This window comes from Jezberella sp. (assembly GCF_964834465.1).
On record NZ_CBAZRM010000011.1, the window covers coordinates 21069 to 47764 of the forward strand.

Annotated in this window: 26 protein-coding genes; 23 read left to right on the forward strand and 3 right to left on the reverse strand. The window is 53.8% G+C overall.

The features are described from left to right. Positions 1-10 precede the first annotated feature (10 nt). On the reverse strand, positions 11-1165 hold the full coding sequence (gene coxB / locus AC1W8Y_RS09845) for a cytochrome c oxidase subunit II (protein ID WP_482014306.1): 1155 nt from the start codon (positions 1163-1165) through the stop codon (positions 11-13). Positions 1166-1280: 115 nt separating this feature from the next. On the opposite strand from coxB, the gene AC1W8Y_RS09850 reads away from it, so the two are divergent. Then, complete coding sequence (locus AC1W8Y_RS09850; protein ID WP_482014307.1) at positions 1281-2117, forward strand: NUDIX hydrolase; 837 nt, start codon at positions 1281-1283, stop codon at positions 2115-2117. On the opposite strand, the gene AC1W8Y_RS09855 is transcribed toward AC1W8Y_RS09850, so the two are convergent. Together AC1W8Y_RS09855 and rpoH are read right to left on the reverse strand one after the other, a co-directional pair. Further along, positions 2094-4634, reverse strand: coding sequence for a cation:proton antiporter (locus AC1W8Y_RS09855; protein ID WP_482014308.1), 2541 nt, complete (start codon positions 4632-4634; stop codon positions 2094-2096). The two genes, AC1W8Y_RS09850 and AC1W8Y_RS09855, sit on opposite strands and share 24 nt — an antisense overlap. A 69-nt stretch (positions 4635-4703) precedes the next feature. Next, the gene (gene rpoH / locus AC1W8Y_RS09860; protein WP_482014309.1) at positions 4704-5576 is read right to left on the reverse strand and encodes an RNA polymerase sigma factor RpoH; all 873 of its coding nucleotides are present in this window, start codon (positions 5574-5576) and stop codon (positions 4704-4706) included. A 196-nt stretch (positions 5577-5772) separates the two neighbouring features. Between rpoH and AC1W8Y_RS09865 the strand changes: the two genes are divergently transcribed. The 22 genes from AC1W8Y_RS09865 to AC1W8Y_RS09970 all read left to right on the forward strand — a co-directional run bounded on the left by AC1W8Y_RS09865 (position 5773) and on the right by AC1W8Y_RS09970 (position 26688). Continuing rightward, a complete protein-coding gene (locus tag AC1W8Y_RS09865) occupies positions 5773-6717 on the forward strand; it encodes an SdiA-regulated domain-containing protein (RefSeq protein ID WP_482014310.1) in 945 nt (314 codons plus the stop codon). A 26-nt stretch (positions 6718-6743) separates the two neighbouring features. After that, positions 6744-7445, forward strand: a complete 702-nt coding sequence (locus tag AC1W8Y_RS09870; RefSeq protein ID WP_482014311.1) for a hypothetical protein — start codon at positions 6744-6746, stop codon at positions 7443-7445. Between the two features lie 190 nt (positions 7446-7635). Continuing rightward, positions 7636-12381, forward strand: coding sequence for a glutamate synthase-related protein (locus AC1W8Y_RS09875; RefSeq protein ID WP_482014312.1), 4746 nt, complete (start codon positions 7636-7638; stop codon positions 12379-12381). Between the two features lie 9 nt (positions 12382-12390). Further along, positions 12391-13860, forward strand: a complete 1470-nt coding sequence (locus AC1W8Y_RS09880; RefSeq protein ID WP_482014313.1) for a glutamate synthase subunit beta — start codon at positions 12391-12393, stop codon at positions 13858-13860. A 5-nt stretch (positions 13861-13865) separates the two neighbouring features. Next, complete coding sequence (locus AC1W8Y_RS09885) at positions 13866-14675, forward strand: ABC transporter ATP-binding protein (RefSeq protein ID WP_482014314.1); 810 nt, start codon at positions 13866-13868, stop codon at positions 14673-14675. Beyond that, on the forward strand, positions 14672-15457 hold the full coding sequence (gene mlaE / locus AC1W8Y_RS09890) for a lipid asymmetry maintenance ABC transporter permease subunit MlaE (protein WP_482014315.1): 786 nt from the start codon (positions 14672-14674) through the stop codon (positions 15455-15457). The genes AC1W8Y_RS09885 and mlaE overlap by 4 nt, the downstream gene beginning before the upstream one ends. 43 nt (positions 15458-15500) lie before the next feature. Continuing rightward, positions 15501-16010: an outer membrane lipid asymmetry maintenance protein MlaD gene (mlaD, locus tag AC1W8Y_RS09895; protein ID WP_482014316.1), complete on the forward strand. Its 510-nt coding sequence runs from the start codon at positions 15501-15503 to the stop codon at positions 16008-16010. A gap of 66 nt (positions 16011-16076) precedes the next feature. Beyond that, positions 16077-16844, forward strand: coding sequence for an MlaA family lipoprotein (locus AC1W8Y_RS09900; protein WP_482014317.1), 768 nt, complete (start codon positions 16077-16079; stop codon positions 16842-16844). A 6-nt stretch (positions 16845-16850) separates the two neighbouring features. After that, positions 16851-17489 (forward strand): MlaC/ttg2D family ABC transporter substrate-binding protein, encoded by a 639-nt coding sequence (locus tag AC1W8Y_RS09905; protein ID WP_482014318.1) that lies wholly within the window; start codon positions 16851-16853, stop codon positions 17487-17489. 14 nt (positions 17490-17503) lie between these two features. Further along, complete coding sequence (locus tag AC1W8Y_RS09910; protein ID WP_482014319.1) at positions 17504-18295, forward strand: ABC transporter ATP-binding protein; 792 nt, start codon at positions 17504-17506, stop codon at positions 18293-18295. Beyond that, positions 18292-19089: an ABC transporter permease gene (locus tag AC1W8Y_RS09915; protein WP_482014320.1), complete on the forward strand. Its 798-nt coding sequence runs from the start codon at positions 18292-18294 to the stop codon at positions 19087-19089. The genes AC1W8Y_RS09910 and AC1W8Y_RS09915 overlap by 4 nt, the downstream gene beginning before the upstream one ends. 16 nt (positions 19090-19105) lie before the next feature. Beyond that, positions 19106-19348, forward strand: coding sequence for a BolA family protein (locus AC1W8Y_RS09920; protein WP_482014321.1), 243 nt, complete (start codon positions 19106-19108; stop codon positions 19346-19348). Beyond that, complete coding sequence (gene murA / locus AC1W8Y_RS09925; protein ID WP_482014322.1) at positions 19348-20616, forward strand: UDP-N-acetylglucosamine 1-carboxyvinyltransferase; 1269 nt, start codon at positions 19348-19350, stop codon at positions 20614-20616. Before AC1W8Y_RS09920 ends, murA begins: the two co-directional genes overlap by 1 nt. Next, on the forward strand, positions 20613-21308 hold the full coding sequence (gene hisG / locus AC1W8Y_RS09930; RefSeq protein ID WP_482014323.1) for an ATP phosphoribosyltransferase: 696 nt from the start codon (positions 20613-20615) through the stop codon (positions 21306-21308). Before murA ends, hisG begins: the two co-directional genes overlap by 4 nt. 30 nt (positions 21309-21338) lie before the next feature. After that, on the forward strand, positions 21339-22640 hold the full coding sequence (gene hisD, locus AC1W8Y_RS09935; protein ID WP_482014324.1) for a histidinol dehydrogenase: 1302 nt from the start codon (positions 21339-21341) through the stop codon (positions 22638-22640). Between the two features lie 82 nt (positions 22641-22722). Then, entirely contained in the window at positions 22723-23310 is a 588-nt protein-coding gene (gene hisB / locus AC1W8Y_RS09940) for an imidazoleglycerol-phosphate dehydratase HisB (protein ID WP_482014325.1), read from the forward strand. A gap of 3 nt (positions 23311-23313) precedes the next feature. Then, entirely contained in the window at positions 23314-23961 is a 648-nt protein-coding gene (hisH, locus tag AC1W8Y_RS09945; protein ID WP_482014326.1) for an imidazole glycerol phosphate synthase subunit HisH, read from the forward strand. A gap of 61 nt (positions 23962-24022) precedes the next feature. Next, complete coding sequence (gene hisA, locus AC1W8Y_RS09950) at positions 24023-24763, forward strand: 1-(5-phosphoribosyl)-5-[(5-phosphoribosylamino)methylideneamino]imidazole-4-carboxamide isomerase (RefSeq protein WP_482014327.1); 741 nt, start codon at positions 24023-24025, stop codon at positions 24761-24763. Then, positions 24760-25566: an imidazole glycerol phosphate synthase subunit HisF gene (gene hisF, locus AC1W8Y_RS09955; protein ID WP_482014328.1), complete on the forward strand. Its 807-nt coding sequence runs from the start codon at positions 24760-24762 to the stop codon at positions 25564-25566. The genes hisA and hisF overlap by 4 nt, the downstream gene beginning before the upstream one ends. Continuing rightward, positions 25566-25976 (forward strand): phosphoribosyl-AMP cyclohydrolase, encoded by a 411-nt coding sequence (gene hisI / locus AC1W8Y_RS09960; RefSeq protein ID WP_482014329.1) that lies wholly within the window; start codon positions 25566-25568, stop codon positions 25974-25976. Before hisF ends, hisI begins: the two co-directional genes overlap by 1 nt. Next, positions 25973-26323, forward strand: a complete 351-nt coding sequence (locus tag AC1W8Y_RS09965) for a phosphoribosyl-ATP diphosphatase (protein WP_482014330.1) — start codon at positions 25973-25975, stop codon at positions 26321-26323. The genes hisI and AC1W8Y_RS09965 overlap by 4 nt, the downstream gene beginning before the upstream one ends. Next, a complete protein-coding gene (locus AC1W8Y_RS09970; RefSeq protein WP_482014331.1) occupies positions 26320-26688 on the forward strand; it encodes a histidine triad nucleotide-binding protein in 369 nt (122 codons plus the stop codon). The genes AC1W8Y_RS09965 and AC1W8Y_RS09970 overlap by 4 nt, the downstream gene beginning before the upstream one ends. The last annotated feature ends 8 nt before the right edge of the window (positions 26689-26696 follow it).

Here is a 26696-nt window from a genome sequence, read left to right on the forward strand (position 1 = left end):
AACACCAGCTTTAGCGCGCTGCCTTAATATCGGCGGGGGTGACCATTGGATCTTGCCCTTTACCGGCATTCGCCCAGCTGTTGCGGGTGTAGGTAATCACAGCGGCAATTTCTACATCGCTCAACTGGTTGGCAAAGGCTTGCATCGCCGTACCTTTACGCCCATTCAACAACACCGAAATCTGTTCAGCTTTTGGCCCCATCACAACTTTGCTTCCTTCGAGCGCGGGAAAAGCCCCTTGAACGCCCTTGCCACTACCTTGATGGCAGGCAGCACAGGTTTGATAGACCTTTTCACCGCGAGCGATCAGCTCAGCTTGTGTCCATGTTTTGTTCGGATCATCAGCAGACGCAAGCAGCAGCTTTTGCTGCTCTTCGGCCCACTTCGCAAAATCAGCCTCTGATCTCACATCAACAACGATAGGCATGAACGCGTGTTCTTTACCGCATAATTCTGAACACTGCCCACGATAGACGCCCACTTTGTCAGCGCGAAACCACGTATTGCGGATGAAACCGGGGATAGCATCCTGCTTCATGCTGAAGTCAGGAACCGCCCACGAGTGAATCACATCACCACCCGTCGTGGCGATACGGATTTTCTTACCCACAGGGACGACCAGTGGGTTGTCAACTTCCATCAGGTAATAAGGGCCTTTGGGTTCTTTATTGTCAATCTGAGCGCGAGGCGTCGAAAGATTCGACAAAAACTTAACGCCTTTGGCGGGACCATCGATGTACTCGTAACCCCATTTCCACTGATAACCCGTGGTTTTAATGGTCATATCCGAACCGCTCGTGTCCTTCATGGCAACGACGGTGCGAGTCGCAGGCAAGGCCATCGCGATCACAATCATGAAAGGAATCACCGTCCAAGCAACTTCTACGCCGACGTGTTCATGGAAAGTAGCTGGCTTCGCGCCCCGTGATTTGCGGTGAGCCCAAATCGAATAAAACATCACGCCGAAGACAGCCAGAAAAATCACCAGGCAAATCCACAGCATCAGATAGTGCAGATCGTTCACAGCGTGGGTAATCGCAGTGACGCCCTCGGGCATATTGATTTGGTTGACGCTTGGCCCGCCAGGCATGTCTTTGACCTGCGCAGCTACTAGCCCGCTGATTAGCATGGCACAGACGCCTAGAAATCTACTGCACTTCTTCATGCTGACCTCGAAAAATTCATCTCAAAACGGGAGAAGTATAAACGAGTGCGGAACCTACTGGTTTACGATATACCAAATAATATGGGTATTCGGAATTATTCTTATTTAGGATGCTATGACCTCGTCCCACCGACGCCATGCGTTGAAGCCGTTACACGCCAAACTTGAGTCGCTGTTGAATGGCTTCTTAGGCCAAGCCAACCAAACCCCTCAGCAAGCCTCACTACCCTTATTTATCGCACAGCAACGCTGTGGCCTGCTCTTTCACAGCACTTTCGATGCATTGCGCGAATTGCCTTTCGTGCGCATTGACTCACACGTTGCCTCGATTGGGCTGGGCGGCGAAACCAGTGGCGAGCTTAACCACATGCTGGCGCTGGTGGCTCAACGACTGAAAGCGGCCGGGCATGCTCCCGGTTGGCGCGGTGAATTGTTGGATGTATGGTCAGAGCAAGGTGACTCGATAGCGGGCGTCGAACGTGGCGTCGTCAGACCACTTGGTTTAGTCACAAAAGCTGTCCACTTGAACGGTTTCTCACTTGATGGCGGCGTTTGGGTCGCACGACGTTCGCTGAATAAGGCGACCGACCCCGGTATGTGGGACACCCTCGTAGGCGGCTTGGTTAGCTACCAAGAAGATCCAGAGGTCGCCCTCGTACGAGAAACGGACGAAGAGGCTGGGCTCGAGGCTGACCAGATTGCCCACCGGACCCCTCTCAGAACCATCACCCGCATGCGAAGGCAGGTCAACGAAGGTTTTCAGTTTGAAGATGTGCTGACCTGCGAATGCGTGCTGAGCGAGGGTGTCATCCCTCAGAACAGGGATGGTGAAGTGATGCAGATTACCTGCCTCGCGGTAGACGAACTGCTTGAGATGCTAGAACAAGCGGCCTTTACGATTGAAGCATCGATCGTACTCGCCGAGGCATTACTTCGTCGCTGCGGGGGATGAGGTATCGACGCTGGCCTGAGGAGACGTCGCCTGCTGGGCCTGCCATACCTCGATGGCTCTTAAACGTTGTTTTGCGACCGATTCAATGTGCACGCGCAAGTCGTTATCTTGAAGGAGAAGCGCGTTGAACCCTTTCGCGGGTAGGCACAGCAATTTGCTGTAACCCATTGAACGCACCTCAAATCCCTCGACTGGCTGGCCGAGCAAGCTCAGCTCACCAAAAAACTCACCCGTGCCAAGCTCGACATGCGTATTATCCGGCAACAGCACACGAACGGCACCCGACGCTACAAAATAGAGCTCTGGTGCTGGCCTGCCCTTGGCGAGAATGATCTGGTCAGGCAAGTACAGCCGAGGCCATAATAATTTGGTCACCTCGATTTGCTTTTGTGCTGACAAGCCCTGAAGCATCGGCACACGGGTCACCAGATCCCGGGCACCCATCTCAATATCAAGTCTTGGATTTCGCTCTAGAAACCGCCAGCGCCCTTGCACCTGACTCAGTAAATCTTTATATATTGCCCCGCTGATGAGTGAGTGACTGAACATTTGGTCATAGCGCTCGCGCTCCAGCTTACGGGCAATCCTACCCAAATACCGCTCTTGCAGCCACAACGCGTACGTTGGGTACTGCAGGTTTAGCGCATGCAGACCTTCATTAATCAGGACTAGCCGCTCTTGATGTATAGCTAAGATCTCTTGGCTAACCTCTTCGCCGAGCAGGGGCCGAACCTCTGTCTGTGCGAATTGGATGACCAGATTAGCGGCTGATCGCATGACGAGCAAAAGCGCAAACCGCTGCGCCAGCTCAGCAGCCAGCCAACGCTGCACGCCCAAGGCTTTGTGTAATTGCAACGCCTGTCTGAAACGGCGGGGGTAACGCATGGCGCGCATGGCCGCACGCCGAAAGCCTTGGCTGCCGTGCGTGCGAATCGCATCTTCGGTGCGCTCGGCCCTGCTAAGCAATAAGGTGGCGATCTTCTCGTCGATGAGCTGTTCTTTGAAAATGTCGAAAAACATTTCATGCTCATGCCGCGCGAGTATGGCGAGCCCGAGTTCAACGCGATCATGGGCAGAAAATTTTTCGAGCAGTCCCTCTGTGACTTCAGCGGTATTGATCGCAAGCGCTTCACGCACTTTGTCACGCGCCTGATCGGACAGCCCCTCCAATCGTGCCAGCGTCTCGGCTTCTGCTTGAATACTGCTCATCGCCTCGACTAACGCCGTGTTGCGCAGTGCCTGGTCTTTGCGGCTCAGACGGTTCAAGCCAAGCAGGGTGATCAATGGCCTGAGCGTTAACCCTTTGATGACAAGCGTCGCCAAAACAAACCCAGTCGCGGATACGCCAACAAAATGACGAATATCCTCGGGGATATTTTGATGCTCAATCACCGCCAAGGCCAGTGCCACCGAAACCGCACCTCTCAAGCCTCCCCAACACAACGCTATTTTGTACCGCCCCCCGACTCGGGTGCTGAGGTTTGCGACACTGAGCAAGGGCAATAAGCCAAAAACAACGATGGCTCGCGCCAATAGTGCGGCGATGAAGACAATCCCGATTTGCACAAGATCTTGCCAGGTCAGGTTGGGCATCAGCCTTGGGATAAGCATGGCTGCTAACAGGAAGATCAGTGAGTTTGCCCAGAAGCCGAATTGATGCCAGGCCTGAGCCAGTATCTCGAATGTCGTCGGCGCCATTTTCGTGCGTCCGGTTGACCCCACGACTAAACCGGCAACGACGGTCGCCACCACACCTGACACACCAAAATAGCGCTCTGAAACGAGGTAGGACAAATAAGCCAGGGATAGCGTCAAAGATATTTCGGCCGCTGGCCATCCCCTGAGCAATTGGAACAACTCACAGGTGATCCGCCCCATCACATAGCCGGTCAGCGCCCCGCCAAGAAACAAAAAGGCAGTATCGGTCATTACCCGACCGACTTGCCAGGTATCCGCATGGGTGACAACGCCGAGCAACACGGTATAAACCGCGATGGCACCGGCATCGTTCAATAGGCTCTCGCCTTCCACCAAGGTCATGAGTCGGGTGGGGGCACCCACTTCTTTAAACATGCCAATGACCGCAGCCGGATCGGTGGTAGCGACAATCGCACCCAGCAAAAGACAAGCCGCCAGACTGTAGTTGGTGAACTGGCTGACCAACAGGCCAACCGACAAGGTGCTCACGAAGACGGCGACAATGGCCATCATCAAGATAGGGCCTAGGTCGTCCATCAGACGGCGCACATTCATGGCCAGGGCGGTTTCAAAAAGCAGCACCGGCAAAAACACCACCAGAAACGTCTGATGCGACAGGTCGAAAGTGTGGATAATGCCCAGAAAATCGCCCAGAATGGGCGGTAACCACGCGCTCGCATGGGCGGTGATGGCGAGTAAAAACCCGCAGATGGCCAGCATTAATGAGTGAGGCAATCTCAATGTTGCTGCGAGTGGTGGCAGAAAGCACACCACCATGAGCAGGCCTGCAAGGCCGAATACCAACTCGCCGATGTCCATATCGCCCAACCCTTCACATGTGGATAACCACAGGGCCATTCTGGGCGAATGAGGCCCCGCACGCAAGACTTAAGCGGTGAGCGCTACTCTCATTTTTTTCATGGCAGCAACTTCAATCTGGCGGATCCGTTCTGCAGAGACGCCAAATTCATCGGCGAGGTCGTGCAGCGTAGCACCACCATCGTCCTGCAACCAACGCGCTTGAACGATGCGCCGTGAACGCTCATCCAAATTGGCCAAGGCGGTCTCTAAACCAAGCCCCTGCATGTTGTCGATCGCGCGGCGCTCAAGTACCTCGGAAGGCTCATCTTGCCCGTCGTCCGACAAGTAGGCGATCGGGGCGAACGAATCATCGTCGTCATCTGGATTTTCAAGCGCCATCTCGCGCCCAGACATCCGGACTTCCATTTCGCGCACTTCTTCCGGTTTGACGTTGAGCGTTTGCGCAATATGCGACACCTGCTCGGGATCGAGCGTGTGCCCGTCAGGCCGCATGCTTCGCAGGTTAAAAAACAGCTTGCGTTGCGCCTTCGTGGTGGCAACTTTCACCATGCGCCAGTTTTTGACGATGTATTCGTGAATTTCGGCTTTGATCCAATGAACCGCAAAAGAGACCAACCGAACGCCGCGCTCGGGGTCATAACGTTTCACTGCCTTCATCAGGCCGACGTTACCTTCTTGAATCAAATCGGCGTGTGGTAATCCGTAACCCAAGTATTGGCGAGCAATCGACACCACGAGTCTCAGATGAGATAGAACCAGTTCGCGAGCGGCGTCAATATCTTGCTGATCCCGCAGTGAACGAGCAAGTGCTACTTCGTGCTCAGCCGATAACACCGGCAGATGATTCACTGCCGTGATGTACGCATCGATTGAACCCAGTGCGCCGGGGTTGGCGATCGCCATCGCCAGTTTATTTTGAGCCAGAGTTACTGTTGTCATATTGATTCGTTACCGCCCCCATAAGGGATGACTATCCGTGCAGTCACATGATGTTATCTTAGCACTCTCACACATCGAGTGCCAATAGGATTCTCCATTTTTAGAAAAGTTCCGTATTCTTATCGAGGGTGTTAACCTTGAGTTGGACTGGGGCACAATGTGGCTCAGTCTGTCTTATTTATGCCGCGGACTTAGTATGGCCGATTTATTCAAATTTCTTTCTAAAATCCTGCTTGCCTGCTTTCTTGTCATCCTGGTTGGGTGGGCGAGCTACATCGGCGTGCGGTATTACCATGCTGAACAAGTCGCCTATCGCTGGATTTCAGGCCTCAAGGCGAAACAGGCTGCCTGGGAAAACAAGATCTCTGCTGCGGGTGGGAATACGCTCATTGGATACGCTGGGCCAGAGGCTGCCCACAAAGTCGAGGGGTTGTCGGGTAACTTATCCGGGCTTGCCTATGACTCGCTGCAACAGCGGCTTTGGGCAGTGGTGGATAAGCCTGCTGCGCTCGTGGCGATGTCTCTTGACGGCGTCGTGATTGCGACCTACCCCTTGAAGGGCATTTCTGAGGCAAACGGGGTTGCTTGGCTCGGCGCCAACAAGATCGCGCTGGTCAATAGCCGGCGCAATCGGGTCGCCATCGCAGAAATTCCTCCCACGCCGCAGACCATTGATGTCACTCGCGCTTTCTCGCTGGTGCTCAGATTCGGTGAGGACGAGGACAGCAACTATGGCTTTCAGGGCTTGGGCTACGACCTCAAGCGCGATCGGCTGTATATCGCAAAAGAGCATAGTCCCAAGGGTCTCTATCGAATCAGTGGTCTAAGTAATTTGCAGTCTCCCGAGTCTCGCGGCCTCAGAATTGAAAATTTTAGTTATTGGTTGGATGAAATTCCCTTTGCAACAGATCTTTCCTCGGTTGAGATTGACCCGAGCAACGGACGCGTTTTGCTGCTCAGCGAAGAGTCTCAGCTACTCATACAGGTTGATGGCGATACCGGCTCTGGCCGAGGCATGCTAGAAATGTCGGCCAAAGGCGAAGGACGTATCCCGAAACCGGAGGGTGTCGCCATGGATGACCAGGGCAACATTTATATCGTCAGCGCCCCCAACTTGTTTTACAAGTTTCGCAAACCCTAATTCGGCAAACCGGGGACAGACAAGACGTGGCCCGCTTGGCTCGACTCTACGCCCCGGGGGTAACACAATTGGTGGTTGCCTCGTTTTCCGTGGGGGCAGCGCAAAGTCAATCACTCACCCCAGCACTCTTTGGTCAAATGCACGCTTGGCTGGCAACAGCCAGTCATCTTCACAACGTGCCTGTTCATGGGTGGTGCTTTGACGCGTCTGGTGTCGCCCTGCTGGCGACGCCCAAAGACAGCCATGGGATGGGCCGTCTGGTACAGATGCTTGGCCGGAACATTGCCTCTCGCTTGGTTCAGGGTGCGGTATTTACAGGCCGTTATCGATCGTGCTTGCTACAAAACGGTAGGTGGGTATTGCCAGCACTTATTTGGTTGGAAACCAAGCCGAGTGGGCCTGCCACCACGACAGCCGCCGAGTCCTGGCCCTGGTCGTCCGCCGCAACCCATATTGGTGTGCGGCCATCCGTTTGGCTAACACCCCACGCAGACTATTGGGCTTGTGGCAACACGCCCTTTGACAGACAGGCGGTCTATCGCCAAAAGCTGACCGAAGGCAACTCGTTCGGGCACACACAAGCAATCGTTGCCGCACTCCACGGTCAGTGGGCGTTGGGTGATGCAGATTTTCTGGCCACCATTCAGACTGAGGCCAACCGACGGGCGAGCCCATTACCAAGAGGACGACCTCGAGGCCGCCCTCCAAACACCCCCGAAGCTGCCTGAAAATCGATTGGTTGATGGCTAGCAATCAAAGCGTATGGCCCTTGTTCCGTCCCCATTTAATATCTCGAGTGGTGTAGAACTTTATAATTAAGGGACGCACCATTAGCTTTCACTTGCTCATACGGGTTTTCCAAGGTATTGTCTGTTTTCGCACTGCACCATCTTCGTCGCAATGCCATCGGAGCACGTCATGAGCACCTACCCAATACATTTTCATCCGGCCAAATCGGTGCGGACATCAACCACTGCCCCCGTCGGTTTGCCGAAGGCTCAAGGCCTCTATTCGCCAGCCAACGAACACGATGCGTGTGGCGTGGGTTTTGTGGCGCACATCAAAGGTCACAAAAATCACGAGATCATCGAGCAAGGCTTGAAGATCCTCGAGAATCTTGACCACCGTGGGGCGGTAGGTGCTGATAAGCTCATGGGCGATGGCGCCGGGATTCTGATTCAGATCCCCGATGTGTTCTACCGTGAAGAGCTTGCCAAACAAGGGGTCAAACTACCCGCCCCCGGCGAGTACGGTGTCGCGATGGTGTTTTTACCGAAAGAGATTGCCTCTAGGCTTGCCTGTGAGCAAGAGCTTGAGCGTGCGGTCAAAGCAGAGGGTCAAGTCGTGCTGGGCTGGCGTGATGTACCGGTTGATACCGATATGCCAATGTCCCCAGCCGTGCGTGCCTGTGAACCCTTCATCCGTCAACTATTTATTGGTCGCGGTGCAAACGTCATGGTGCCGGATGCTCTTGAGCGCAAACTCTACGTCATCCGCAAAACCGCCAGCCATGCCATTCAATCGATGGGCTTGGCGCACGGCAAAGAGTATTTCGTGCCGTCAGCGTCTGTGCGTACGGTTGTTTATAAGGGCCTGCTCTTAGCCGATCAAGTGGGTCGGTACTACCGAGATCTCGCCGACCCGCGCACGGTGTCAGCAGTCGCTTTGGTGCATCAGCGCTTCTCGACCAACACGTTCCCCGCTTGGCCGCTGGCCCATCCCTACAGGATGATTGCGCATAATGGCGAAATCAACACCGTCAAAGGGAACTTCAACTGGTTGCGCGCGCGCGAGGGCAAAATGCAATCCGCGGTACTGGGCGAAGACCTAGCCAAACTGTACCCTATTGTTTATGAAGGTCAGTCAGACACGGCCACGTTCGATAACTGCCTCGAGTTACTGGTGATGTCTGGTTATTCACTTGCCCATGCGATGATGATCATGATCCCAGAAGCCTGGGAGCAACATACACAGATGGATGCCAGCCGGCGTGCCTTCTACGAATACCACGCTGCCATGATGGAACCCTGGGACGGCCCTGCAGCTGTCGCTTTCACCGATGGCCGTCAAATCGGCGCAACCCTGGATCGAAATGGTCTGCGCCCTGCGCGTTACCTGGTCACCGATGACGACATGGTCGTGATGGCATCAGAAGCTGGCACCTTGCCAATCCCTGAAAGTCGCATTGTCAAAAAATGGCGTCTACAGCCTGGCAAGATGTTCTTGATCGATCTCGAACAGGGTCGAATTATCGATGACGCCGAGATCAAAGCTCAACTGTCGAACTCACGTCCTTATCGACAATGGATCGAAGGCCTGCGAATCAAAATCGACTCATTGGCAGCACCGCTATCTCCTGCCCCAGCTGCAAGCCAAGAAACCTTGCTTGACCGTCAGCAAGCGTTTGGCTGGACGCAAGAGGATTACAAGTACGTGCTCGAGCCGATGGCAGCCTCTGGCGAAGAAGCCACTGGCTCGATGGGTAACGATGCGCCGCTGGCCATCCTGTCGAATCGCGCTAAGCCCTTCTACAATTACTTCCGCCAACTATTCGCGCAAGTGACCAATCCCCCGATTGATCCCATTCGTGAACAAATGGTGATGTCACTGGTATCTTTTATCGGGCCGAAACCCAACCTGTTAGACATCAACAACGTCAACCCGCCGCTAAGACTTGAGGTGATGCAACCAATTCTCGATCACGACGAGATGTTGCGCATTCGCTCAATCGCTGAAGTCACCGGTGACAAATTTAGTAGCCAAGAAATAGACATCACCTATCCGGCTGCCTGGGGTGCCGAAGGGATCGAAGCACGCGTCGCTGCTTTATGTGCCAGCGCCTTGGATGCGGTAAGAAGTGGCTACAACATTCTCATCCTGACTGACCGCCAGGTGGATCGTCATCGTGTTGCTATCCCCGCCTTGCTCGCGACTTCAGCAATTCATCAAACACTGATCCGCGAAGGTCTTAGAACCAACACAGGGCTCGTGGTTGAAACCGGCTCTGCACGCGAGGTTCATCACTTTGCACTGCTGGGTGGCTACGGGGCCGAGGCAATTCATCCTTACTTGGCCCTCGAGTCGCTTGCTGCAGCGGCGACAAGCCCAGAGTACGCTGAAAAAGCGATCAAGAACTTTATCAAGGCGATTGGTAAGGGGCTCAATAAAGTCATGTCCAAAATGGGCATCTCGACCTATATGTCTTATTGCGGTGCGCAGATTTTTGAAGCAGTCGGCTTGCAGTCTGGCCTGATCAATAAATACTTTTCTGGCACACCCAGCAACATCGAAGGGGTCGGTATTTTTGAAATTGCCGAAGAGTCTTTGCGCACCCACCGTGCCGCTTTCGGTAGCGATCCCGTGCTGGCCAACGCCCTTGACGCGGGTGGCGAATACGCGTTCCGAGTGCGTGGTGAAGAACACATGTGGACACCAGACTCCATTGCCAAATTGCAGCACGCTTCGCGCGCTAACAGTTACAACACGTACAAAGAGTACGCGCAGCTGATTAATGACCAGAGCAAGCGCTTGTTGACGCTCAGAGGCCTGTTCGAGTTCAAGGTAGACCCTGCTCGCGCAATCTCTCTGGATGAGGTCGAACCCGCCAAAGAGATCGTAAAACGGTTTGCGACCGGCGCCATGTCGCTTGGCTCAATTTCTACCGAGGCACACTCAGTCTTGGCAGTTGCCATGAACCGAATTGGCGGCAAATCCAACACAGGCGAAGGTGGTGAAGATGAATTGCGCTACCGCAACGAGTTACGCACGGGCGAGAGCGGCATTCAAGCGGGCGCGACGCTCGCTTCAGAACTTGGTGCTGACCGTATTGCCGCTGATGTGCCGTTGCAAGCAGGCGACTCGATGCGATCAAAAATCAAGCAAGTTGCCTCTGGTCGCTTCGGGGTCAGTGCAGAATATCTGGCCAGCGCCGATCAGATCCAGATCAAAATGGCACAAGGCGCCAAGCCTGGTGAAGGCGGACAGCTACCGGGCCACAAAGTCTCTGAGTACATCGCCAAATTGCGCTGTTCTGTGCCTGGCGTCGGCTTGATCTCACCACCTCCGCATCACGACATTTATTCAATCGAGGATTTGGCCCAGCTCATCCATGACTTGAAGAACATCAACGACAAAGCATCCATCTCAGTCAAGCTCGTCTCCGAAGTCGGGGTCGGTACTGTTGCTGCGGGTGTCGCTAAAGCCAAAGCAGATCACGTCACCATCTCTGGCCACGATGGCGGCACGGGTGCCTCACCCGTGTCATCGATCAAACATGCTGGCACCCCCTGGGAGCTCGGCCTTGCCGAAACACAACAGACGCTAATGCTCAATCGCCTGCGCAGCCGTATCCGTGTTCAGGCCGATGGTCAGATGAAAACCGGGCGCGATGTGGTGATCGGTGCACTGCTTGGGGCAGATGAATTCGGCTTCGCAACCGCGCCCCTGGTCGTTGAGGGCTGCATCATGATGCGTAAATGTCACCTCAATACCTGTCCGGTCGGGGTTGCAACGCAAGATCCCGAGTTGCGCAAAAAATTTCAAGGCAAACCAGAATACGTGGTTAACTTCTTCTTCTTCATCGCAGAAGAAGTGCGCGAAATCATGGCACAACTGGGGATTCGTCAGTTCGACGATCTCGTCGGCCGTGTCGATTTGATTGATACCCGAGCAGGCATTGACCACTGGAAAGCAAACGGACTGGATTTCAGCCGTGTGTTTTACCAACCTCAAACCGACAGCTCACCTCGTCAAATCGAGGTGCAGGATCACGGGCTTGAAGCTGCCCTGGATCATGAGCTGATCGAGCGCGCCACCCCCGCGATCGAGCGCGGCGAAAAAGTATCGTTCATCGTGCCTGTACGCAACCGTAACCGTACCATCGGGACCATGCTATCCGGCAGAGTCGCGACCAAATACGGCGACCAAGGCCTGCCGGATGACACCATCCATGTTCAATGCAATGGCACAGCTGGTCAAAGTTTCGGGGCGTTCTTGGTCACTGGGATCACACTTGACTTGGTCGGTGAAGGTAACGACTACGTCGGCAAAGGTTTATCAGGCGGCCGCATCATTGTTCGTTCACCGAACGATTTCAGAGGTTTTGGCCCTGAACACATCATTGTGGGCAACACCGTGTTGTATGGTGCAACGTCTGGTGAAGCCTATTTCAACGGGGTGGCCGGCGAGCGATTCGCGGTACGTAACTCTGGGGCTGCCGCGGTCGTCGAAGGCACAGGCGATCATGGTTGCGAGTACATGACTGGCGGTACCGTGGTCGTGCTGGGTGCGACGGGGCGAAATTTTGCCGCAGGGATGTCTGGCGGTATTGCTTACGTTTGGGATCCTGACGGTACGTTCGCCAGCCGTTGCAACCTGAGCATGGTGGCGATAGAGCCCGTGCTGGCGGCCAAACAGCAAGAGCAAGACCAAGGTATCGCTTTGTTCCACCCCATGACTCGGGGCGCTGAACGTGAGGCCGACGACGTCATTCTGCGTCGTTTAGTCGAAAATCACTTCCGCTACACAGGCAGTTTCTGCGCACGAGATCTGGTCAGCAACTGGGACATCGCACGTGGCAAATTCGTTAAAGTCATGCCTGTCGAATACAAAAGAGCGCTCGCTGAAATGTGGGCTGCCGCCAACCCTAAAGCTATTGCAGCATAAGAGATCATCATGGGCAAAATTACTGGTTTTCTTGAAATAGAACGTCTGCAAGAAGCGTATGAGGCGCCAAAGAGCCGTGTCAAACACTGGCGCGAATTCGTGTTGCACCTCACGGACGAACAAGCGGGTAAGCAAGCGGCACGATGCATGGATTGCGGCGTCCCATTTTGTAACAATGGTTGTCCTGTCAACAACATCATCCCTGACTGGAACGACCTGGTCTATCGTCAAAACTGGCGCGGTGCGATCGATGTGTTGCACTCAACCAATAACTTCCCCGAATTTACCGGTCGGATTTGCCCTGCCCCTTGCGAAGCTGCGTGCACACTGAACGTCAATAATGACGCGGTTGGCATTAAATCCATTGAGCACGCGATCATCGATAAGGCTTGGGAAGAAGGTTGGGTCGTCCCTCAGCCGCCCGAGCAAAAGACGGGCAAGCGGGTCGCAGTGGTTGGCTCTGGCCCTGCCGGGTTAGCCTGTGCGCAGCAACTCGCTCGGGTCGGACATGACGTAACGGTCTATGAAAAGAACGATCGGGTCGGCGGTTTGCTTCGTTACGGCATCCCTGACTTCAAACTTGAAAAGCAATTGATCGATCAGCGCGTTAACCAAATGCAAGCCGAAGGCGTCACCTTCAAAGTCTCCCACTACATCGGCAATGCCGACGATGTGAAGGCGAGCAAGGGTCTCGCTGTCGTTACCCCGGCTGCGCTTAAAGCCGAATACGACGCGATCGTGCTGTCAGGTGGTGCCGAGACGCCCCGTGACTTGCCAGTAGAGGGTCGCGAATTAGATGGCGTCATGTATGCCATGGATTTCCTGCGTCCTCAAAACAAAGTGGTGGCCGGTGATAAAGTCGAGGGTCAAGTCCTCGCCAAAGGCAAGCATGTCGTGGTAATTGGCGGTGGTGACACAGGCTCAGACTGCGTTGGTACTAGCAACCGTCACGGCGCAAAATCAGTGACTCAGATTGAACTGATGCCCAAACCACCTGAAACCGAAAACAAAGCGCTGACGTGGCCCTACTGGCCCGCCAAGCTTCGCACATCCTCCTCTCACGAAGAAGGTGCAGAGCGAGATTGGGCAATCACCACCAAGCATCTAGAGGGCAAAGACGGCAAGGTTGAAAAGCTGGTTGCCTGTCGGGTCGAGTGGGTCAAGGATGAATCCACCGGCCAAATGAAGATGCAAGAAGTCAAAGGTTCAACCTTTGACATCAAGGCCGACCTAGTCCTTTTGGCGATGGGGTTTGTCGCACCCGTCAATCACGTGTTGAAAGCCTTCGGTGTCGACCAAGATGCTCGTGGCAACATCCGAGCCAACACCGACGACTACCGCAGCAGCATCGATAAAGTCTTCGCCGCCGGTGATATGCGCCGCGGCCAATCTTTGGTCGTTTGGGCAATCCGTGAAGGACGTCAATGCGCGCGCTCTGTCGATGAGTTTTTGATGGGCTCAACCGAACTGCCGCGATAGCGCGAATGTCATTTATCCTTGCGCTGGATCGGGTCACACTCGGTTATGGTCAGAGAACAATCCTCAAAGATATTTCTCTGCACGTCGCCAAAGGCGAAGTTGTTGCGTTGATGGGGGGGTCTGGCTCTGGGAAGACCACCCTACTCAGAGCCGCCACTGGTCAACTGCGACCGCTGCAAGGGTCGATCAACCTGTTTGGGCAGGATATGGCGACCTTTGACGAAACGGCACTTCGCCGTGCGAGGCAAAGAATGGGGGTCCTGTTTCAGCAAGGTGCTTTATTCACTGACTTGAACGTGTTCGACAACGTGGCGTTTCCGCTCAGAGAACATGAGTCACTGCCTACCCTGCAATTACAGGAAACGGTGCTTGAAAAACTAGAGGCGGTTGGTTTGCGCGCAGCGGCACACCTGAAAGTGTCTGAAATATCGGGTGGGATGGCCAGGCGCGTGGCCCTCGCTCGTGCCATCGTGATGAAGCCAGAACTGATTTTGTATGACGAGCCTTTCGCAGGTCTGGATCCCATCTCTGTGGGCGTCACCGCTCGCCTCATTCGGCACTTGTCTACCACCTTGAACTGTGGCTCACTGATCATCACGCACGATGTCGCAGAAACCTTCGATATCGCGGATCAAATCTATCTCATTGGACAAGGCGCGACCAAAGCCCAAGGCTCACCGGCAGTGCTGCGGCAATCCGACGATCCCTATGTACAACAGTTTTTGGGAGGCTTGGCCGATGGCCCCGTCGCCTTCGACTACCCTGTCAGTGCAGCGTTCGAAGCGTGGTTAAAAACGCAGTCAGGATATTCATGAAAGCGTTCGAGTTACTTTCATCCGTGGGCCGCTTCACCAGTCAGCAATTGCGTTCATTGGGCGCATTAGCCCACCTATTTTTTTCGATTTTGCAGCGCAGTGATATTGCGATCAGACGACCACGATTAGTCTTTAGTCAAATCCATTTCATCGGCAACTACTCGCTCACCATCATCGCCGTGTCAGGGCTTTTTGTCGGATTTGTGTTGGGACTACAGGGCTACTACACCCTCAACCGCTACGGCTCAGAGGACGCTCTCGGTTTGCTCGTGGCACTTTCGTTAACCCGAGAACTGGGGCCTGTCATCACTGCCCTTTTGTTTGCTGGGCGCGCCGGGACATCACTGACGGCTGAAATTGGTCTCATGAAGGCTGGCGAGCAACTTTCAGCCATGGAAGTCATGGCCGTTGACCCAATCCGCCGGGTGCTGGTGCCTCGGTTCTGGGGCGGCGTCATCGCGATGCCCGTACTTTCTGCCATTTTTTCCGCAGTCGGTATCCTAGGGGGCTGGTTAGTCGCCGTCATGTTGATCGGGATCGATCCTGGTATTTTCTGGTCGCAAATGCAAAGCGGGGTCGATATCTGGAAAGACATCGCCAATGGCCTGATCAAGAGCTGTGTCTTTGGTGTTGCCGTGAGCACAATCGCCCTTTATTCGGGCTGGCGTGCAAAACCAACCCCTGAAGGGGTCGCTCGATCGACGACGCAAACGGTAGTCGCTGGGTCTTTAACCGTCTTGGGATTGGATTTTCTGCTGACTGCGCTGATGTTCAGCAACTAATGCGGACAATCAAGGTCAGCAATTAACAAAGGATAAAATCACCATGTCGAACGAAAAAGCTGATTGGTGGGTAGGACTCTTCGTTCTGCTCGGTTTAATTGCACTGACGTTTCTGGCGCTCAAGGCCGGTAACCTTAGCTCGTTTTCACTCAGCAAAACCTACAGTGTGCAGGCAAAATTCGACAATATTGGCGGGCTGAAAGCTCGGGCGCCCATCAAAAGCGCTGGCGTTGTCGTTGGTCGTGTGTCCAGCATCACGTTGGATCACACAAGTTTTCAGGCGATCGTCACCTTGGACATCCAAGCGGGGATAGATTTCCCAGAGGATTCCTCTGCAAAAATTTTAACCTCTGGTTTGCTGGGCGAACAATACATTGGGTTAGAAGCCGGTGGCGAAGATAAAATTCTAAAAACAGGTGACACAATTCGTTACACGCAGAGTGCTATCGTGCTCGAAAGTCTCATCAGCCAGTTCTTGTACAGTTCTGCTGACAAGCAGGGAGCAGGCACTACTAGCCCAGGTGCAAGCACTGGATCCAAACCCGAGCGATAATGTTACAAATTATCGCTATTATCCTGATACAACATCAGGCAGGATTGATCAAGGCTGAAATCCCTCATGTATGTCCCATTAAGTAAAGCACTCTTCAGTGTTTTAGTATGCGCGTCCCTTCTCGGTTGCGCCACGAGCCCTTCGGGGCCGGCAAACCCAAATGATCCTTTTGAGTCCTCCAATCGCGCCATTTACAACTTTAATGATGGCGTCGATCGCGCCATCTTGAAACCGCTGGCACAAGGCTACCAAGCGGTGACCACCGTCGAAGTGCGCAGCTGCATCAACAATATGTTTCTCAACGTTGGCGAGATCTGGTCAGGGTTCAACAGCACATTGCAAGGCCGGCATGAAGACGCGCTCAACACGATGGGCCGATTCTTGCTCAACACGACGGTCGGGCTAGGTTGCTTTGACTGGGCAGGGGCGAATGGCGCCAAACGGATTTCGAATGACTTCGGGGTGACGCTCGGCGTCTGGGGCGTCAGCACTGGGCCTTATATCGTTTTACCAATCCTCGGGCCCAGCAATACAAGAGACGGCGTCGGCAAGTTAGTGGATGCCTACATCAATCAAGTCGAAGTGGGTCAGACCATCCACAACATTGGCGTGCGCAACAGCCTCTATGCCCTTGAACTACTCGAGCGCAGAGAAGCGCTGCTTGGCATTTCAGACACCGTTGACAAGACAGCGCTTGATTCGTATAGCTTTATTCGAGATGCCTATCTGCAAAGCAGAGCGGCACAGGTTCGCGGCGCTGCGGCTGAAGAAAACCATCTACCGAATTACGACGACAACGACGACACATCAACCACTGACAGTAATAAAAAGTAGACAGACATGACCTTCAAAAAAATAATGGCTCTGGTGTTGTTCTGGGGTGTTTCACAACTCGCCTGCGCCCAATCGTCAGGCACTGCCGCCAACGCGAACACAGCAACAACACCTGTAGAGTTTATTGACCAAGCGGTCAATTCAACGTTGAACAGCATTAAAAATGACCCATCGATCAAGATGGGTGACATGGCTCGTATCTCGCAAGTCGTGGATCAGTTTGTCGGGTCCTACGTCGATTTCAGAAAGACAACACGACTTGCGGCTGGCCGTCACTGGAAAGACGCGACCCCTGAACAGCAAGAAGCTTTGTCGCAAGCATTTAGAGTGACCTTGCTAAGAACCTACGCAGGCGCATTTACCCGCGTTGAGCCAACAACTGCGATGAAGATCATGCCTTTCAGAGGCGATACCGCAGCAGAGGATACGGTGGTCAGAACCCAGCTATTTAGACGGCCAACCAGCGAAGCAACCATCTTGGATTACAGGCTCGAAAAAACGCCAACCGGTTGGAAAATCTACGACGTCAATGTTGAAAATATTTGGTTGATTGAAAACTATCGAAATCAGTTTTCGCAGCAAATTGCCCAAACCGGTATCAGTGGGCTCATTGATGCGCTCAATCAACGCAATCAGAAACAATAAGGCGCCGAGCCACAATGAATGCTGTTTCGTTTGAACATGTCTCGAAAATCTACTCGCCCCGCCGTAGCGGACTGAGCGCTTGGTTTTCAAAGCCTGAAGGCAACGGTTTTCAAGCGCTGGATGATGTGTCGCTCACGATTGAACAGGGTGAGTTTTTTGGTTTGCTTGGTCCTAATGGGGCGGGCAAAACAACGTTGATTTCGGTGCTTGCAGGTCTGTCTCGTGCCAACGCAGGTCGCGCGAGCGTTTGCGGCCACGATGTTGTCACCGATTACAAGCAATCCCGGCGAGCGCTAGGGGTGGTGCCACAAGAGCTCGTTTTCGATCCGTTTTTTACGGTGCGCGAAACGCTGAGAAACCAGTCAGGTTATTTTGGCTTATCCAAAAACGATGACTGGATCGACGAAATTCTGGCAAACCTGGGCTTGACCGAAAAAGCCGACAACAATATGCGCACGCTTTCTGGGGGCATGAAACGACGCGTTCTAGTCGCCCAGGCACTGGTGCATCGCCCGCCCGTGATTGTCTTGGATGAACCGACGGCAGGCGTTGACGTTGATCTGCGACGAAGTCTCTGGGAGTTCATTTCTCGTTTGAATAAAGAGGGACACACGATATTACTGACCACGCACTACCTCGAGGAGGCCGAATCCCTGTGCGGCCGAATTGCCATGCTCAAGCGCGGTCGAATCGTCTCTCTGTCTACCACCAGCGCGCTACTTGAACAGTTTGGCGGTGGAAGTCTCGAGGACGCATTTGTCGAGATCATGAAAGATGACCTGCCGCGAGCGGAGGCTTCTATATGAATCCCAACATGGATGACACCTTGTTCAATAGACCCGTGGGCCTCGGCTTCCCGACGCTATTCAAAAAAGAGTTACTGCGATTCTGGAAAGTCAGTTTTCAAACCGTGGCTGCACCAGTGATGACAGCGTTGCTTTATCTTGTCGTCTTCGCACAAGTCCTGCAAGACAAAGTTCAGGTATATGGTCAGGTGCCCTACACCGCCTTTCTCATCCCCGGTTTGATGATGATGAGCATGTTGCAGAACTCTTTTGCCAACCCGTCATCATCATTGATTCAAAGCCGGGTCACTGGAAATCTGGTTTTTGTGCTCGTCACACCCATGTCTCACTACGAAATCTTCAGTGCGTATGTGCTAGCTGGCATCGTACGTGGCCTGGCGGTCGGGCTTTGTGTCTGGTTGGTCTCATTCTTCTTTGTGGCCCTGCCGCTCACTCAACCCCTGTGGATACTCGCCTTTGCGATATTCGCTTGCGGGATCATGGCGATTCTCGGGTTGATTGCCGGTCTAACTTGCGAGAAATTCGACCAGTTGGCCGCCTTTCAAAACTTTCTAATCATGCCCGCCACGTTCTTATCCGGCGTTTTCTATTCAGTCCACTCGCTGCCTCGCTTTTGGCAACTGGTCACTCACTGGAACCCAATTTTCTATACTATCGACGGATTCCGGCATGGTTTTTTTGGCGTATCGGATGTTTCTCCCTGGCACAGCTTGGCGGTGATTGTTAGTGTCTTTGTCGCTTTTTCAATCTTGGCGCTTCGTTTACTTGCCAACGGTTACAAACTAAGAACTTAAGGTCAACGGATTATTTATGCTCCCTACCCCAGAAAATATTCGGGATTACATCGCTGCCGGTCTCACCTGCGAACATCTGCAAGTAACCGGGGATGGCGCCCATTTTGAAGCCATCATTGTTAGCCCAGCGTTTGCCGGGAAGCGTTTGATCGCCCGTCATCAGCTGGTCTATCAAGCACTTGGTGAGCGCATGAAGGACGAAATACACGCGTTATCAATGCGCACCCTGACACCGGATGAATACAAGGCACTGGGTTAATGGATAAGTTACGAATCACAGGCGGCGCACCCCTGCGTGGCGAAATCTGTGTATCAGGCGCAAAAAACGCTGCATTGCCGATTCTGTTTGCTTCTCTGTTAACGAGCGAGCCGCTCGTGCTCAATAACGTACCGCACCTGAACGACACGAACACCGCGTTAAAGCTGCTTGGTCGCTTGGGTGTGAAGAACGAGCAGCACGGCACTTATGGCGTCACGGTGTGCGCAGATCAAGTCAACGCATTCGAAGCACCCTATGATTTAGTCAAGACCATGCGCGCCTCGATTCTGACGCTGGGCCCCCTCGTTGCCCGATTCGGCGAGGCCCGTGTGAGCCTGCCAGGCGGTTGCGCCATCGGACAACGTCCTGTCGATCAACATATCAAGGGGTTGACGGCATTGGGGGCTGAAATTGTCGTCGAACATGGCTATATCGTTGCACGCGCCCAGCGGCTCAAAGGGGCTGTCATCCGAACAGATATGGTGACAGTGACGGGCACTGAAAACTTGCTGATGGCCGCCGCACTTGCTGAGGGCGAGACCATCCTAGAAAATGCGGCACGTGAGCCTGAAGTGGTGGATCTCGCTGAGTTGCTCATCAAAATGGGCGCCAAGATCAAAGGTCACGGAAGCGACAGAATCGTCATTCAGGGCGTCGACCGCTTGAACGGCGCAACACACAGCGTGACACCGGATCGCATCGAGGCTGGCAGTTTTCTTTGTGCTGTTGGGGCGGCTGGTGGCAGTATCGTGTTACGGATGGTGGATCCCAAGACCTTGGGCGCAACTATCTCAAAGTTGCAGGAGGCCGGTCTTGAGCTCACCCTAGGCGACGACTGGATCAAAGCAAGCATGTCAAAGCGTCCGAAAGCCGTTGACTTGCGCACGCATGAATACCCGGGTTTCGCGACCGATATGCAAGCGCAACTGATGGCACTTAACACGATCGCGGACGGTACCTCTGTCATTATTGAGACGATTTTTGATAATCGCTTCATGCACGTTCAAGAAATGATCCGCCTCGGTGCGAATATCGATATCGATGGCCATACCGCCATCGTGCGAGGGGTTGAAAAGCTCTCAGGGGCAACGGTCATGGCAACCGACTTGCGCGCCTCGGCTGGCCTTGTCATTGCCGCGCTCGCCGCAGAAGGTGAAACCATGGTCGAACGCATCTATCATCTTGATCGAGGTTACGAACGGATGGAAGAAAAACTGCGCACGCTGGGCGCTAACATTGAGCGGATTTCGAGTAAGGCAAACCAATGAACACGCAAGCGAATACGAATGCGCTGACGCTTCCCATTACGCTTGCCCTGTCAAAAGGGCGGATTTTCGACGAAACCCTCCCCCTTCTGGCAGCGGCAGGGATTCAAGTCTCAGAAAACCCCGAGACCTCGCGAAAACTGATCATTCAGACCAGTAATCCGATGGTCAGGTTGATCATTGTGCGTGCGTCTGATGTGCCGACCTACGTAGAATACGGGGCTGCCGACCTCGGCATCGCGGGTAAGGATATATTGCTCGAACATGCCAACGATCACCCTGGCGGCCTCTACCAGCCGATTGATCTCAATATCGCCAGATGCCGGCTGTGCGTTGCTGTACGAAAGGGTTTTGACTACCCCTCAGCCGTCAAACAAGGGGCGCGGCTTCGCGTCGCCACAAAATACGTGAATGCAGCGCGAGAACACTTTGCCGCCAAAGGGGTTTACGTCGATCTGATCAAACTTTATGGCTCAATGGAGCTAGCCCCACTGGTGGGGCTCGCGGATGCGATTGTTGACGTCGTATCGACCGGTAACACGCTAAAAGCCAACGATCTGGTCCCGGTGGAAGATATTGTCGATATTTCGTCACGCTTGATCGTTAATCGCGCCTCATTAAAAACGAGGCACGCAGAGTTACAGCCCCTGCTAGAAGCTTTCGAGAAAGCTAGCCGGCAGGATGTGGCATCATAGAGATTGATTTTGATAAGTGCGTTGTAATTCATGGCAAATATCTCTCGTCTTGACTCTCGTGATTCGGGGTTTCAGGCCAAGCTTTCCCAGTTGTTAAAAGTCGACGCTGAACAGGATGATGCGATTGAGGCCGCCTGCGCGCGGATTCTCAAAGAAATCCAGACTGAGGGTGACACCGCCCTGCTTCGCCTGACGAATCAGTTCGATCGCATGTCGATCACCGAGGCCGGCGCGCTTGAAATCGATCGGCATGAATGGTTGGCTGCGCTAGACGGATTGCCCCGTCTGCAACGGGTTGCGCTCGAAGCGGCCGCAGACCGCGTGCGGTCATATCACCAGCATCAGCGTCAAAACAGCTGGTCGTACACCGAAGCAGACGGGACTCGCTTGGGGCAGCAAATCACCCCGCTTGATCGAGTAGGCCTTTATGTCCCTGGTGGTAAAGCAGCCTACCCTTCTTCCGTCTTAATGAATGCTATCCCTGCGAAAGTGGCAGGTGTGAATGAAATCATCATGGTCACGCCGACCCCTGACGGGATTCGCAACCCGATCGTGCTTGCGGCCGCCGCGATAGCCGGTGTTGACCGCGCGTTTGCCATTGGCGGTGCGCAGGCCATTGGCGCGCTGGCTTACGGCACCAAAACAATCTCTGCTGTCGATAAAATCGTCGGCCCTGGTAATGCCTACGTGGCTGCGGCCAAGCGCCGCGTGTTTGGCACTGTCGGCATCGACATGATTGCAGGTCCCAGTGAAATCCTCATTATCTGCGACGGTAAAACCTCACCAGACTGGATTGCGATGGATTTGTTCTCGCAGGCTGAGCACGATGAATTGGCTCAATCCATTCTGTTGTGTGATGACGAGGATTATTTAAAGGCGGTCGATGCAGCCATTGATCGCTTACTGCCCACCATGCCGCGGGCCGAGATCATTCGAACCAGTCTCGCAAATCGTGGGGCCCTGGTGTTGGTCAAAGACTTGAAAGAAGCCTGCGAACTCTCTAACTTCATCGCTCCAGAGCACCTTGAGATCTCGGTCGCCGAGCCAGACGATCTATTGCCCTTCATTCGGCACGCTGGGGCTATTTTCATGGGCGCTTTCAGCTCTGAAGCGTTGGGAGACTATTGCGCCGGTCCGAACCATGTGCTGCCAACCTCGCGGACAGCCAGATTCTCTTCGCCCTTAGGCGTTTACGACTTTCAGAAAAGATCGAGTCTCATTCAGATTTCGAGCCAAGGCGCAAAAACGCTGGGTGCTATCGCTGGAACCTTAGCTGACGGCGAAGGTCTTCCCGCCCATGCTGCCAGTGCTCGGTTCAGATTGATGAAGTAAGTGAATAGCGACAACCTCATAACTAGCCCTACAATAGCTAGTCAGATGCCGGATTGGCCGATCAATATTTCGAGTGCATGAAATGCGTACCGCCGAGATTACCCGCAATACCAATGAAACTCGCATCCGCGTTGTATTGAATTTGGATGGCACAGGCCGTCAAAATCTAAACACCGGTGTGCCGTTTCTCGATCACATGCTCGACCAGATCGCGCGGCATGGGCTTATTGACCTGGAGGTGCACGCCGAGGGCGATCTTCATATCGATGCGCATCACACAGTTGAGGATGTTGGCATCACGATTGGCCAAGCAATCGCGCAGGCGGTTGGTGACAAATCTGGCATTCGTCGCTACGGGCATGCCTATGTCCCCCTGGATGAGGCGCTCTCGCGCGTGGTCGTCGATTTTTCTGGCCGCCCAGGGTTGCAGTTTCACGTCCCATTCACACGAGCAAGAGTGGGCGACTTCGATGTCGATCTGACCATTGAGTTTTTTCAAGGCTTAGTCAATCATGCGTTACTGACCATGCACATTGATAACCTGCGCGGTGTGAATGCCCACCACCAGTGCGAAACGATCTTCAAAGCAACAGGCCGCGCCCTGCGCATGGCGCTCGAACGCGACCCGCGCAGCGAAGGTGTTGTCCCCTCAACGAAAGGCGTACTTTGATCTATGCGAAAGATCGCCATCGTTGACTATGGGATGGGCAACTACCACTCTGTTGCGCGTGCTCTGCAGCACGCAGCACCTGAGGCAAGTGTGAAACTCTGTCAAACAGCCGCCGACATTGATGATGCAGATCGAGTGGTGTTTCCCGGTCAAGGGGCGATGGCGGATTGTGTCAGAACGCTTGATGAAGCGGGTCTTCGTGAAGCCGTTTTGCGAGCGCTCGCAACAAAGCCGCTGCTTGGTATCTGCGTCGGTGAGCAAATGCTGTTCGAACGCAGTGAAGAAGGTAATACAGAAAGTCTCGGCGTCTTTAAAGGGATGGTTCGTAAATTCAGCGGGCCTGCTTTTGGCGTGAATGAGGCGAATTCACCCGATCGGCTTAAGATCCCTCACATGGGTTGGAACCCTGTCCAGCAAGTGCAACCACATGCGCTCTGGGCTGGCATCCCTGATTTGACCCCTTTTTATTTCGTTCACAGCTACTATGCTGTGCCCGAAGATCCGCGCCTCACCGTGGGATCCAGCTTGTATGGATCGTCGTTCACCTGCGCGATTGCACAAGACAATATTTTTGCAGTGCAGTTTCACCCTGAGAAAAGCGCAGATGCCGGTTTGCGACTTTGCCGAAATTTTGTAGACTGGAATCCTTAAATCTAATAATGTCAGACTCTCAATCCCTAGAAACGACATTTACTTCTCGATCAAAAACGATATGCTGCTGATCCCCGCGATTGACTTAAAAGATGGACACTGCGTGCGTCTTCGCCAAGGCGACTTGGACGACGCCACGGTTTTCTCCGAAGACCCTGTTGCCATGGCTAAACTCTGGCTCGACAAAGGGGCACGACGTCTGCACCTGGTTGACTTGAATGGTGCCGTTGCCGGCAAGCCGAAAAACGAATCAGTCATCAAATCGATTGTTCAATCCGTCAGTTCGACAATTCCTGTCCAAATCGGCGGCGGCATCCGTGATCTGGACACGATAGAAAGATATCTGGATTTTGGCATTTCGTATGTCATCATCGGTACCGCTGCAGTCAAAAACCCCGGGTTCCTGCACGACGCCTGCGGCGCGTTCCCCGGCAGTATCATCGTTGGCCTCGACGCCAAAGACGGCAAAGTGGCGACCGATGGCTGGAGCAAACTGACCAAGCATGATGTCTCGGATTTGGCTAAAAAATTCGAAGACTATGGTTGCGAAGCGATTATTTACACCGACATTGGCCGCGATGGCATGCTTTCTGGGGTGAATATTGAGGCAACCGTGCGTCTTGCTCAGCACGTTCGAATTCCGGTCATTGCCTCAGGGGGCGTGACAGATATCAGAGACATCGATGCGTTGTGTGCCGTTGAAGATGAAGGCGTCGAGGGATGTATTCTTGGCCGCAGCATCTATGAGGGGACACTGGATTTCGAAGCCGCGCAGCTGCGGGCTGACGAACTAGCCCCATGACTGGCAACGCCTCCATTGGCATTCAAACCAACCTGACACGGCGCATTATCCCGTGTCTTGATGTCACGGCAGGCCGTGTCGTCAAAGGGGTCAACTTTGTCTCGCTGGTGGATGCGGGCGACCCGGTCGAAATCGCCAGCCGCTACAACGATCAAGGCGCCGATGAACTGACTTTTTTAGACATCACTGCCACGAGTGACGACAGAGATCTGATTCTGCCCATTATTGAGCAAGTCGCGTCGCAAGTATTTATACCGTTGACGGTGGGCGGCGGGGTCAGGCAAGTCAGTGATGTCCAACGGCTCCTGAATGCGGGGGCAGACAAAGTCTCTATTAACAGCGCAGCCGTTGCGAACCCAGACTTGGTGCGAGACGCGTCGAATTATCACGGATCTCAGTGCATCGTTGTTGCCATTGATGCGCGCAAGACAAGTACAGCGGGTGAGCCCCCCCGTTGGGAAATCTTCACCCATGGTGGTCGCAAAGCAACAGGTATCGACGCCATCGAGTGGGCAAAGAAAATGGCCGATTTTGGCGCCGGTGAGCTGCTCTTGACCAGCATGGATAGAGATGGCACCAAAGCTGGTTTTGATCTTGATCTCACTCGACGCATCAGCGACGCTGTGGCGATCCCCGTCATTGCGTCGGGTGGGGTTGGTCATTTGCAGCACCTCGCAGATGGTGTCACCTTAGGGGGTGCGAGCGCAGTGCTAGCGGCAAGCATTTTTCACTATGGCGAATATACCGTGCGTGAAGCGAAAGCCTTCATGGCGCAACGGGGCATTCCCGTGAGGATTTGTTGATGGCAAACGCATCTATCCCGGCATGGTTAAACGAAGTCAAATTTGACGACAAAGGCTTAGTGCCGGCCATCGCACAAGATGCCTTGTCGGGCGAGGTGCTGATGGTGGCGTGGATGAACGCCGAGTCCTTGCTAGAAACAGCTCAAACCAATCGCGCTGTTTATTGGTCACGCTCGCGTGAGCGTCTCTGGCGTAAAGGCGAAGAGTCTGGCAACGTACAGGACGTCGTCGAGTTGCGATTAGATTGCGATGCAGATGTCGTCTTATTAAAAGTCAAACAACAAGGCGGAATTGCTTGCCACACGGGTAGAGGTCATTGTTTTTTCCGTCGATTGAACACAGAGAACGCGCAAGCTAATTGGGACATCGTCGATCCCGTGCTCAAAGATCCGGAGCTCATGTACAAATGACGAGCCAACCCTTATCGAACGGCGACACAGTGCTCGCGCGGATTGCTGACGTACTTGAGACGCGCTTACCCGCTAAGGGAGGCGATGCGTCGGCTTCTTACGTCGCCAAACTATTTGCAAAGGGCCCAGACGCTGCGTTAAAAAAAATCGGTGAAGAAGCCACCGAACTGGTCATGGCGGTGAAAGATGGCCAGAAAGAGCGAATTATTTCTGAAACTGCAGATCTCTGGTTTCACTGCCTGGTGACGCTGGTTGAACACGGGATCCGCCCCGAGGACGTGCTGGCAGAACTTGCCAGACGTGAGGGCGTCTCTGGTCTTACTGAAAAAGCGAGTCGGCCACTATGAGCGAGCATTGCCTGTTTTGTAAAATTGTTGCCGGCACGATTCCGGCAAAAATCGTCTACCAGGACGATGATTGTGTGGTGTTTCACGATATTGCACCCGCTGCGCCTGTCCATCTATTGGTCGTGCCCCGCCATCATATCCTTTCGTTACAAGAGGTAAAACCCACGGACGCTGATTGGTTGGGTAGAATGATGACATTGCTGCCCACGATTGCACTCGAGAACGGTTGCAATCCTGGACATGAGGGTGGTTTTCGACTCTTGGTCAACTCGGGGGTTGAGGGCGGCCAAGAAGTTAATCACCTGCATTTTCATATTCTTGGTGGAAAGCGTCCTTGGCACAGACGCACCACAGCTAACGAGTAAACGGAGAT